Raw genomic sequence first — 11859 nt, forward strand, 5'->3', positions numbered from 1 at the left:
CCTATGCTCTAAATTCAAATGAATCCTCAACCTGCTTCCAATAACGATCATAAGCATTTTCATTCTTTTCCAACACTGTATATATAACAGATAATGCCCCTTTACATTCTTCCTTCCATCTTGAGCAAAAATTCTCTTCAGGATAATTAAAGTTGCTATTTTCATTACAAGATGCAAAACATAAAGGACAGGTTTTTTCAACACTGCATCCATCACACTTTGTACACATTCTATCATTATATTCATTAATAACATTCTCTATTGATTTAAGGTCTAGCCCTTTATCTATATGTCCTATAGGAAAAGTCTCATTAATTCGTTCACACATATCTATAGTCCCATCAACTCTTACAAATATTCTCATTCCTGGAACACAACTATTAGTATATGGCATAAATGAAGGTCTGACGTCGTTTGCTCTCCGTCTCATCAAAAAGGGACCTAGTTGCATATCAAAAAGCATCTCTAAGTAGTTCGACATTTCTTCATTATTTTGCTTTTTAATAATATATTGATCTCTAAGCTGCATAATCTGATTATTATAATTCTCATAATCTTTTGCAGAGAATTGGTTATAGTAATCTGTGTTTTTGTTTGACACCCGATTAAGCATTAAAATATGCGGAAGCTTTTCTTCTTCAAAATATTCTGTATTCTCTTGTAAATCAGTTGTAATATCATAAACACCCATTATTCCTAATTTAGAATAATCAGGATACTTATCCGTGAACTTTTTCAAGTTTTCATATACATTATTGTAAGTCGGATTTTGCCCCAGGCTAACTCTGTTTTTATCATGATTTTTGTTACTTCCATCAAGACTTATTGCAAGATTAATATCATACTTTACAACAAAATCTATAATTTCATCGTTTAATAATGAGCCATTTGATGTCATGTTATACATTAAAGGTACTGGGGAGTTTTCCTCCGCATAGACAATCAGTTCCTTAATTAAAGCAAAGTTCAATAGAGGTTCTCCTCCATAAAATGTGATCCCTGCCTTTTTATTCGGAATCTTTTTAACCACCTCTCTAAGTCCCTCAAAGAAGAAGTCAATTGCCTTTTTACCAGTTTCAAGATCCATTGATTTCCCTGTTCGATTTCTTGTATAATCGTAGGTTTCTGTAAGATAACAATATTTACATCTAAAATTACAGTTTTCAGTTAAATTCAAAACCATAAGATATGTATCATTAGAAAGAGACTTTTCTATTTCATCAACTTTAGCTCGAATTTGTTTGGTCTCTTGTTTATCAGTGTTCTTGTAGAAACCCTTAAATACGCTGCTCCATCTGCTAATAAATTTCACAGCACTAATTGCTTCATAACGTCCATACTCCTCAGACAGTTGTTCAATAGTTTCTTTATCATTTTGATATTTTAATAAATCTATAGCCTTATCCATAACCTTATTTACTGGTATCACACTACCGGTCAGACCATCATAGATGTAGTTGCTTCCGTTTTCGGTTGAGAACCTTTCTGCGAGTAACACTTTAGCCAATTTCCCCGCCCCTTTTCAGAAAAATGGGTATAGCATAACTCTCTTTTTTAGAAGATTGAATGCTATACCCTTTTGTAATGAAATATTAAACTAATTATTTCCTAATGCAATACCAGTACCGCCACCGCCAAAGGTACCTGCCAAAGCTCCGATTGCAGTTCCAGCACCTGCTGTAACGAGACAACCTGCAACGCATCCTCCAGCGCATGAAACTGTACATCCAACACCACTACAATTAATAGCCATTTCCAATTTCTCCTTTATTATATATTTTTTTGATAAGCTCTTATCTACCTCAGAATATATAATTCTACAAATTATGTCAATATTTTTATTTCATTTTATTAAATTACTTTTATTTACAAATATAATTGTAAATTTTTTAAATATTTTTACACACTTTTACCATGTAGTATTTTCTTTGTGAAATCAAGGTAGATTATCACTGTTAAAATACACTAGCATTCCCATAACAAAAAAAAACGCCCTCGGACTTAAGGCTGAGGAAACGCTTGAAAGTTTATTTCAAAAACATAGTTCTGCATTTACCAGAACAGTAATTTTTAGTGAATCACTTAGCACATAGAACAAAATCAGCCCTATCATTTTCGATGCCTTGGTTATCAGGAAGACACAAACTTTAAATAGTTAGAGCCTACTAATCATTATACTCAGGAAACGCAGCAGTACTAGAACGGCCGCGCCGCTCCCGCCGGGGCGGATACTGCCGCCCCAAGGCAGAGAATCGGATCGAACGCCCGAATGCCGAGCTGTTCTTCCAACTCCGCCGCCAGTCCGATGGTCGCGAAGCCGGTGCAGGCCAGCACCAAGACTTCAGCACCGCGTTCCACCAGCCGGGCGGCCCCCGCCAGCGCGCCTGCCCGTCCGGCAGGCGTGCCCAGATCCAGCGTGGTTGTCACGCCGTCGGGGCGGTCCATGCCAATGTAAGCCCCGCCGAGAATACCGCGGATAAGCGGCGGCACCTCTTCCAGAATCGTCAGCACGCCCACCCGGTTGCTGTAAGCCATAGCCATATGGGCCGCGCAGGAGCCCGCTCCCAGCACAGGAACATTCACCACTGCCCTGGCTTCCAAGAGTGCCGGATCGGCAGCACAGCTGATGCCGATAGCCGTGCATCCCTGCTGCTCCAGTTCCCCGGCAAGCCTTATAATCTTCGGAATGGATTCCGCCTCTGTCTGCGCATCATAGACACCCCGGGGCTGATCCGGGATGCAGCGGCTCATCACCGGCAGACCGTACCGCCGCTCAATTAAATCTCCATGTAACTGGATTGCAGAGTTCTCCTGCAATGTAATGACACGTATGATTCCAAGCATCCTATCTCCTCCTGACCGCCTTGATTTAGATGCTGCAAAAGCATAACCAGCCACCCTATTTCAGCCATAAACAGCAATAGCAGCCGGAAATCCAAAGGTTCACTACAGTTGCGATTGCACCCACCGTCCAAATCTGTGATGCGGCTTATTTAACCTTGCATTCTGCTGCTTCCACTACGCTTACAGCAATTCCCCAGCCTGCATAATCAGCTTATCGTCGATATACACATCCGGCTTCATGACCACAGCATCAATATGCACGCCAGCCGCAACGACCCCGCCAAACGTATTATTGCTGCCAAAAGCAACATGGATCGTCCCGTACACCTTCTCATCCTCCAGCACCACGCCTGTAATCCGGGCCTTGTTATTGGTCCCGATGCCGAATTCGCCCAGCAGCCGGCCATCGCCATCGCCAAGCATGTCCAGCAGCTTGCCGCCATGCTCCCCGTCGGCATGGATCAGCCGTCCATCTTCCACGGTCAGCACCATCGGGCCATCCAGTGCGCCAATCCCTGCTACCGAGCCATCCACCTTAATCTGGCCGCTAGCTGTGCCTTCCAGCGGTGCAATATAAGCTTCACCGGAGGGCAGATTGCCTGACTCTCCCGGATTTAGATATAATCCGGTGCTAAGGATGCCCTCGCGGCCGTCAATAGAGAAGGTGAGCGCAAGCCCCTCCTTCTCCACGCGCACCCGGCTGCCCGCAGACAACAGCGCAGCGACCTGCTCGGTCAGCGCCTTCACCTGCCCATAATCCGCAGTGATCGCGCCGTGGCTGAACATATCATCGGTGATCCCCGGCATGGTAGCTACCCGGGTTCCTGCCGCGGCTGCCTGCTTGCGCGCCGCCGTATGTGTCATCGAATGTGTCGTGATGCATACGGCCACATCCGCCTTAGCCATAGCTTCGGCAACTGGAGCCGGAGGCTCCTCCCCCGATCTGCTCCGCGGCTGCATAACTAGCAGCATCGATTCCGCTCCCAGCCGCTTGCCCGCCTCATAGACCGACTCGGCCAGATCACGCTTTTCATCGTCGGCTACTACAGCCAGCAGTTCTCCGCTGACAAGCCCGAGACAATCCTTAAGAACATTCATGCTAATTCTAATTCTTGCTTCACTCATCTTCATTTCCTCCCGAATTACACCATTTCTGCTACCAGCTTGCCCATCAGGGCATTGGACAGCACGGCGGGCACTCCTGCGGAGGCCGCCCACTGTCTATGCTGCTCCACATATCCCATACAGTCAAGCACTAACACATCCGCATGACCGCTCAGACGCTCTGCTGCGGCGCGAAAATCCGCTTCCGTACCCGTATAAGGTGAAGCCGCAGCGAACGGCAGCCTGGCTCCGGCGCCTGCGAATTTCTCAATCATTGCGTCCTCCTGCTCCGGCAAAGGGCCAATCAGTCCCAGACGACGCCCGTCCAGCATCGCCTGCACGACCGGAGGAATGATCCGGTCCGGCTCAATCAGATGGGCAGCAGACGTATGCAGCCCCGGAAAAACTCCCGTACACGCCAGCAGGATCGTCCGAATCCCAGCGGCTTCCATAGCATCAATCTTCCCTTGGAGAACGGACTGTATCCGCTCCCGCGAGATTACCGCAGCGGACCCGTCCGCCATGCGGGTGGTCAGCACATACTCCCCCGGGGCTGGACTGTAATACTCCTTAACCTGTTCAGCCGTGAACCCGTCCAGCACCCCGGACTGAACTAGTCCCGCCTTGCCTTCCAGATATTTCTCAATGATGGGCGCGACATCCTGCCTGGGTGCTTGCCCAATCGTAATCAGCCCGATATTCTTCATTCTTGTCCCTCCAGACGCTATGGGTTACAGCCAAGCTGTGCTAATAGAGCAGGCGCTGAAAGAAGCTCAGCGCCTGACTGTAATCGTACATCTGTTATCCTGTTAGTGAGAAGTGACTGCCGGTTTACCAAGCGTCTGCAGTACGCTCATGGAGCCGTACAACTCAGTAATTTTGGCAAACTCCGTCTCGTTGTAGAAGGAACATGTCCCCTGCGTTACTTCCTTGGCCGTCTCGATAGCAAAACGCACCGCCTGAGCAATATCCACCTCATGGCTGGCACCGGTACCACAGCCCGGAACCATCGACTGGGCCGTAATAGCCAATCCAACCACCGGTGCAGAAGTTGCTACAGCAGGCTGAAGGATCGAATTGATATGGTACAGCCCGTTGCCGTAAGGCGTAATATCCTGTGTTGTCACCGGAAAAGTTACCGGATACTGTCCTGTTGTCATTTCCTTAATGCGCAGCAGATCCTCACTAACACGCAGAATGTAACCTTCCTTGACGGTCGGAGATATAGCGATCCCTTTATGGTTCACCACACGGTTGCCTTTGGTCGTATCAATTGATAGAACCGCTTCCATCTCCGGCAGCACTTCATGCTCATTCATCTGCAGAATGTCCACAGGGGAATCCATAAAATCCACCGGCTCGTGCGGCAGGGTCGGCGCATCCGGGCAAATATGGGTGGTAACCAGCACATCCCCCAGCAGCACATCCCCTTTGGTCTGCATGTCTGCCAGCTTCAGCGCAGAAGCAATCGCCGCTACCGCACCGTCTGCATCAGAGACCAGGCCAATCCGGCTCGGGCGCGCCCCGATCCCCCCCAGTCTGCCGACAATACCGAACGTTGGTGCAGATCCGCCGCCAAGCTTGCCTTCGCTGCCCGGGATCGTGATTTTAACGAATTCTGTGCTGCCCTTTTCCCCTTCCACCTTCTGAATCTCAACCTTAACCGCAGGATATTCTGCGAATAACTGCTTGACCTGCTTACCGTTAACATAAGCGCTGTCCAGTGCGTTCAAGACTGTAATCGTTTGATGAAGTGCCATTCTAATTCCTCCCCGGATGCATGCTCATGTTTGTCATGTTTGCATTTATACTATCTCATCCGGCAAAATGTCCACAATGTACCGCCCTGCCAAACTGGAACAGCATTTCTTGTCCTTTGCAGATAAACCTTACGCGCAGAGTACACTCTTAGTCCAGATGCCTGGCCTCAGTCTAAGTACACCGCAATAAATAAAGGGAATTGTCTCCAAATTGGCGAATACAAGAAAGATTACACCATCAGAATGTCAGAAAAGAGGTCATTACATGAAGCAGAAACAGATAGTACAAGCAGAACAGCTAGAACCGATCATCGGTGAAGAAGCCCGGCGCTCCGGGTTCTCGGGGGTGGTGCAGGTCTCGCACAAGGAACAGACTCTAGCAGCAGCGGCTTACGGCCAGGCCAATATGGCGGAGGAACGGAGTAACCGGGTGGATACCCGATTCGGGATTGCTTCCGGGAGCAAGCTGTTCACAGCCATAGCCGTCTGCCAGATGGTGGAGCAGGGCAAGCTTTCTTTTGACAGCAAAGCACTGGAAATCTTGCACGAACTGGAGTTTCCTCTGTTTAACCGGGAGATCACAGTACATGAGCTGCTGACGCATAGCTCCGGGATTCCGGATTATTTTGACGAGGAGACGATGGATGATTTCGCAGCACTCTGGAACGATACCCCGATGTATACGCTGAGGCGGCCCGTTGATTTCCTGCCCATGTTCGGGGCACTGCCGATGAAATTCAGTCCCGGCGAGCGGTTCCACTACAACAATGCGGGTTACATCATGCTTAGCCTGCTCATAGAAACGGTCAGCGGGATGAAGTTCACGGATTATGTGGAACAGCATATTTTCCGGCCTTGCGGAATGCAGCATTCCGGTTATTTCTCCTTTGATGCACTCCCGGCCAATACAGCTCTCGGGTATATCGACAACGGTAATGGTCAGCATGTCAGTAACATCTACTCTCTTCCGGTTGTGGGCGGCGGCGATGGCGGTGCTTTTGTTACAGCAGCGGACATGCAGAAGTTGTGGACAAGCCTGCTAGAGCACAAGCTGCTGCAGCCCGAGACGACAGCCCTGCTGCTCATACCGCATATTCATGTGGATGAGGCCACCTGCTATGGCTATGGAATATGGATTTCGATGAGTAACAATGAGGTGTTAAAATACCATGTCATGGGCTACGATCCAGGCATCAGCTTCCGCTCCGCATTCTATCCGGCAAACGGTGCCACCTTCACTGCTCTCAGTAACCAGAGTGGAGATGTCTATCAGATGATGCTGGCCGTTGAGGGAATTCTGCCGCTGAATTAGCAGTGTGTTCGCACAGAACGGCACACAGGGTTATGTAATAAGTGGAATTTGCACACTTATTTCCAGCATATGGATCGTCCACCCTACAGTAAATGGATAAACGTCACTTAATTTTGCTGATTTCTCTTCCTAGCCGGGCGTATGGGATAATTAGATGTGCTTTTTCCAACTAAAATCCAATTATTGTTCATTTAATGATAATTAAATGCCCTTTTTCCACTTGCTTCCTACGGGGTTGCTCCTGAACAGCCCAACCACCCCAACCCAAATCAACCCAAACAAACCAAAACAAGCCGCACAACAGCAATTTGCTGATTGTACGGCTTGTTGGTCATTCCTATGGAATTCAACTATCCGGGTTCGCAGGAACCGGAGTCCGCTCTAATACCTCGTTACCCCATCCTTGGTCACCAGCGCAAAAACCAGGGGCTGCGGCGGAACCGGCTGGGCGGAGATGCGGTAAGCCTCAAGCACTTTGGCTTCGGCTTCCTGCACCTTGCTCTCGCTGGCATCGTTCACATGCAGCACTGCCAGCGTATCGCCTGCGGCCACCGCGTCGCCGACCTTCAGCGAGAGCTGAATGCCGACCGCCAGATCGATCACGGACTCCTTCGTCTCGCGTCCTGCACCGAGCAGCATCGCAGCCACACCGATCTCTTCAGCCTGGATGCTCTCCACATAGCCAGCGGTCGCAGCCTTCACTTCGATGAATCTGCGGGCAGCTGGCAAGGTGTCAGGAGAATCAATCTGTGAGGCATCGCCGCCCTGGGCCGACACCATCTGCTTGAACTTATCCAGCGCACTGCCGTCCTTGATATGGGACAGCAGCATGGAGCGTGCTTCTTCTTCATCCTTGGCCTTGCCGCCGAGTACGAGCATCTGGCTGCCCAGGATCAGGCAGACCTCCTGCAGATCCTTCGGCCCGTGGCCGTTCAAGGTCTCGATGCCCTCCTTGATCTCCAGGGCATTGCCGATGCCGAAGCCCAGCGGCTGGTCCATATCGCTGATGACCGCAACCGTGTTGCGGCCAAGGTGAGTACCGATATCCACCATCGCCTGGGCAAGCGCGATGGAATCCTCCAGCGTCTTCATGAATGCGCCGCTGCCGGTCTTCACATCCAGCACGATGGCGTCCGCGCCTGCGGCGATCTTCTTGCTCATGACGGAGCTGGCAATCAGCGGGATCGATTCCACCGTGGCTGTCACATCACGCAGGGCATACAGCTTCTTATCCGCCGGCGTAATGTTGCCGGACTGGCCGATCACCGCCGCGCCAATCTCGCCCACCTGGGCGAAGAACCGTTCCCGGTCCATCTCCACCGAGAATCCCGTAATCGACTCCAGCTTGTCCAGCGTGCCTCCGGTGTGGCCGAGGCCGCGCCCGGACATTTTGGCTACCGGAACTCCGGCCGCTGCGACCAGCGGTGCCAGCACAACTGTCGTCTTGTCGCCCACGCCTCCGGTAGAATGCTTGTCCACCTTGATGCCCGCAATCGGGCTAAGGTCCACCTGGTCGCCGGACATTGCCATCTCCAGGGTCAGGTCGCCGGTCTCGCGGGCGTTCATTCCGCGGAAATACACAGCCATCGCCCAGGCGGAAATTTGATAATCCGGGATTTCCCCTTTGCTGTAGCCTTGAATCAGAAATGCTATTTCTTCGCGGCTAAGCTCACCGCCGTCTCTTTTCTTCTGAATAAGATCAACAGCACGCATTAGATCTGTACCTCACGGACGAAGGAGCGCACCAGTCCGATGAATTTTGGCTTGGTCAGGTTCGCCACTTTTACCACCTGCTCATGGGTGAGCGGCTCCAGCTCATCGCCAATCGCCATATCGGTGATACAGGTAATGCCGAGCACACGCAGCTTGCTGTGACTGGCCACGATAACCTCTGGCACGGTGGACATGCCCACGGCATCGCCGCCGAGATAGGCCAGCATTTTCAGCTCAGCCGGGGTCTCATAAGTAGGGCCGCTGATGCCGGCATATACGCCTTCCTGCAGGACAAGCGCTTCACCGTCCACACCTGTAACTCCGCCTGCAAGCTTTTTCGCAAGCTGGATATATTCAGGGTCATAAGCACTGGACATATCAGGGAATCTTACGCCCAGCTCCGGATCATTCGGTCCGATCAGCGGGTTGTCGCCGGTCATATTGAGGTGGTCGGTAATCAGCATCAGGTCGCCTGCCTTGAACGCTCTGTTCATCCCGCCGCCAGCGTTGGTAATGACAAGGGTGCCGATGCCCAGCTTAGCCATTACATAGACCGGAAGAACTACCTTGCGCATCTCATAACCTTCATAGTAGTGAAAACGGCCCTGCATGATCATAACATCCTTGCCTTCCAGCTTACCGATCACGAACCGTCCGGCATGGCCTTCTACCGTTGAATGGGGGAAATGCGGAATTTCTTCATAAGGCAGGTAGACTGCATCTTCGATCTGATCGCCCAGGTCGCCAAGACCTGAACCCAGAATAAGGCCGATAGACGGTGTATAACCGCCGAATTTGGATTGAATATAAGCAGCCGCTTCCTGAACCTGAGTGCCGTATGGGACTGTTGTTGGTGTTGTCATAGGTTGATCCTCCCGGATATGGATTGTGTATAGAATAACGCGTATGTGAAGCAGTACCTACATTTTGGGAATAAAAGCAAGCACAAGCTTCAGGAACTGCTCGCGCACACGCTCAGCGGTCTCCATCACCTCTGCATGATTCAGCGGCTGTGGAAGAATACCGGCTGCCATGTTGGTGATGCAGGAAATACCCAGCACTTCAATCCCAGCATGGCGGGCAACGATGGTCTCGGATACGGTGGACATGCCTACGGCATCTGCTCCCTGGCGGCGCAGCATCACGATCTCAGCAGGCGTCTCATAGTTCGGTCCGAGCAGACCCGCATATACGCCTTCCTTGAACTCAAAATTCAGTGCGGCGGCTGCTTCCTTGGCGGCTGCAATCAGACGCGGGCTGTAAGCTGAGGACATATCCGGGAACCGTACGCCCAGCGCATTGTCATTCGGTCCGCTCAGCGGATTGCGTCCGGTCAGGTTCAGATGGTCCGTAATCAGCATGAGATCGCCCGGTGTGTATTCCGTGTTGACGCCACCGGCAGCGTTGGTGACCAGCAGGCTGGTTACGCCCAGCTCCTTCATCACCCGTACCGGGAAGGCTGTAACCTCAGGGCCGTAGCCTTCATACATGTGGAAGCGGCCCTTCATCAGGACCACGCGGCGGCCTTCGATCATGCCAATCAGCAGCTCACCTTCATGTCCTTCAACTGTGGACACCGGGAAATGAGGAATCTCATGATAAGGAATAACGACTTCATCTGTGATCAGATCCGCCAGGATGCCCAGGCCGGAGCCCAGGATCAGCCCGATTTCGGGGGCGACGGTGCATTTATCTTTGATATATACGGCGGCTTCTTGAATTTTGCTTGAGGTTATAGTGGTCATGGGTTACACTCCTTCTTTTTTCAAAAAATCCAGTTCAAGCTGTGGTGTGATTACTGTAATTCAGACAAAAAGCTTGTCCCGTACTGCGGAGCCTTCGCCCCGAAGTTATCGGCGATTGTCGCGGCCACATCCGAGAAGGTCTGGCGGATGCCGAGGCTGCCGGGTGTCTTGAATCTTGGGCTGTAGACCAGGAGCGGCACATATTCGCGCGTATGATCTGTTCCTGCATGAACCGGGTCGTTGCCATGGTCTGCGGAGATGATCAGCAGATCATCCTCACCAAGCGTAGCGAGCAGCTCAGGCAGCGCCTGATCGAATACCTCCAGCGCACGGCCGTAGCCTTCCGGATCACGGCGGTGGCCGTAGAGGGAATCGAAGTCCACCAGATTGGTGAACAGGAATCCGTTGAACGGCTTGCGCAGCTCGTCAATGGTTATCTGGATGCCGTGTTCATTGCTTTTGGTCGGATAGGTTGCGGTTACCCCTTCACCGGTAAAAATATCATTGATCTTACCCACAGCAATCACATCCTTGCCGATATCCTCCAGCGCATTCATCACCGTAGGCTCCGGCGGCTTCACCGCATAATCATGGCGGTTCGGTGTACGCACGAAATTCCCCGGCTCGCCGACATAAGGGCGGGCAATCACACGGCCTACGGAGAACTCGGGTGCCATCGTCAGCTCACGGGCAATTTTACAGGCGCTGTACAGCTCCTCCAGAGGAATAATATCTTCATGTGCCGCAAGCTGGAACACGCTGTCCGCCGAGGTATAGACTATCCATGCCCCCGTCTTCATCTGCTCCTCGCCGTATTCCACGAGAATCTCCGTGCCGGAGGCTGGCTTGTTGCCGATGACCTTGCGTCCGGTAGCCGCTTCGAATTTCTCAATCAGCTCGGCCGGGAAGCCGTCAAAGTAGGTGTTAAAAGGAACCTCGATCTTCAGCCCCATCAGCTCCCAGTGGCCGGTCATCGTGTCCTTGCCTACAGATACCTCCTGCATTTTACCGTAGTAGCCTGTAGGGGCCGTTACCGGCTCAAGCGGTGGCAGCGGTGCGATATTCGCCAGCCCGAGCTGCTGCAGATTCGGAAGCTTAAGACCCGGAACCCGTTCCAGAATATGGCCCAGCGTATGGGAGCCTGTATCTCCGAAATTAGCGGCATCCGGCGCTTCACCGATACCTACACTGTCCAGAACAATAAATCCGATGCGTTTAAATGAGGACATTGCCGTCTTCACTCCTTTTATAGTTTGCCTAATCTTGTCGTCTGCTCTAAGCATGAAGAAACTCCGGGAGACCCTCTCCCGGGAGCGATTTCTTCAGTATGATTCCATCATAACTTTCTTACTCACAAAAAGCATCTTTTCGGCCCAATCCG

General features: G+C 51.2%; 10 protein-coding genes. 1 reads left to right on the forward strand and 9 read right to left on the reverse strand.

Features of this window, described 5'->3' with window-relative positions; all coding sequences use genetic code 11:
• Position 1: 1 nt before the first annotated feature.
• The 5 genes from MKY12_RS19860 to MKY12_RS19880 form a co-directional block, all read right to left on the reverse strand.
• Positions 2 to 1498 (reverse strand): radical SAM protein, encoded by a 1497-nt coding sequence (locus MKY12_RS19860; protein ID WP_339314912.1) that lies wholly within the window; start codon positions 1496 to 1498, stop codon positions 2 to 4.
• A gap of 698 nt (positions 1499 to 2196) precedes the next feature.
• Positions 2197 to 2844, reverse strand: a complete 648-nt coding sequence (locus tag MKY12_RS19865) for an aspartate/glutamate racemase family protein (protein WP_339310461.1) — start codon at positions 2842 to 2844, stop codon at positions 2197 to 2199.
• Positions 2845 to 3024: 180 nt separating this feature from the next.
• Entirely contained in the window at positions 3025 to 3969 is a 945-nt protein-coding gene (locus tag MKY12_RS19870) for an aminopeptidase (RefSeq protein WP_339310463.1), read from the reverse strand.
• 17 nt (positions 3970 to 3986) lie between these two features.
• Positions 3987 to 4655 (reverse strand): AroM family protein, encoded by a 669-nt coding sequence (locus tag MKY12_RS19875; RefSeq protein WP_339249466.1) that lies wholly within the window; start codon positions 4653 to 4655, stop codon positions 3987 to 3989.
• 102 nt (positions 4656 to 4757) lie between these two features.
• Complete coding sequence (locus MKY12_RS19880; protein ID WP_339310465.1) at positions 4758 to 5708, reverse strand: DUF1177 domain-containing protein; 951 nt, start codon at positions 5706 to 5708, stop codon at positions 4758 to 4760.
• Between the two features lie 265 nt (positions 5709 to 5973).
• Here MKY12_RS19880 and MKY12_RS19885 point away from each other — a divergent pair, with 265 nt between their 5' ends.
• Complete coding sequence (locus tag MKY12_RS19885) at positions 5974 to 7020, forward strand: serine hydrolase (protein ID WP_339310466.1); 1047 nt, start codon at positions 5974 to 5976, stop codon at positions 7018 to 7020.
• Between the two features lie 381 nt (positions 7021 to 7401).
• Here the strand turns inward: MKY12_RS19885 and MKY12_RS19890 are convergent, their stop codons facing one another.
• Genes MKY12_RS19890 through deoB form a run of 4 tightly spaced genes read right to left on the reverse strand, consistent with a single transcriptional unit; the run spans position 7402 to position 11707 of the window.
• A complete protein-coding gene (locus tag MKY12_RS19890; protein WP_339249472.1) occupies positions 7402 to 8733 on the reverse strand; it encodes a pyrimidine-nucleoside phosphorylase in 1332 nt (443 codons plus the stop codon).
• Positions 8733 to 9596, reverse strand: a complete 864-nt coding sequence (locus MKY12_RS19895) for a purine-nucleoside phosphorylase (RefSeq protein WP_036732031.1) — start codon at positions 9594 to 9596, stop codon at positions 8733 to 8735. The genes MKY12_RS19890 and MKY12_RS19895 overlap by 1 nt, the downstream gene beginning before the upstream one ends.
• 57 nt (positions 9597 to 9653) lie before the next feature.
• Positions 9654 to 10478 (reverse strand): purine-nucleoside phosphorylase, encoded by an 825-nt coding sequence (locus MKY12_RS19900; protein ID WP_339310468.1) that lies wholly within the window; start codon positions 10476 to 10478, stop codon positions 9654 to 9656.
• Positions 10479 to 10528: 50 nt separating this feature from the next.
• A complete protein-coding gene (deoB, locus tag MKY12_RS19905) occupies positions 10529 to 11707 on the reverse strand; it encodes a phosphopentomutase (RefSeq protein WP_339310470.1) in 1179 nt (392 codons plus the stop codon).
• Between the last annotated feature and the right edge of the window lie 152 nt (positions 11708 to 11859).

It is taken from the genome of Paenibacillus sp. FSL M7-0896 (genome assembly GCF_037975415.1).
Classification (GTDB): Bacteria; Bacillota; Bacilli; order Paenibacillales; family Paenibacillaceae; genus Paenibacillus_AQ; species Paenibacillus_AQ silagei.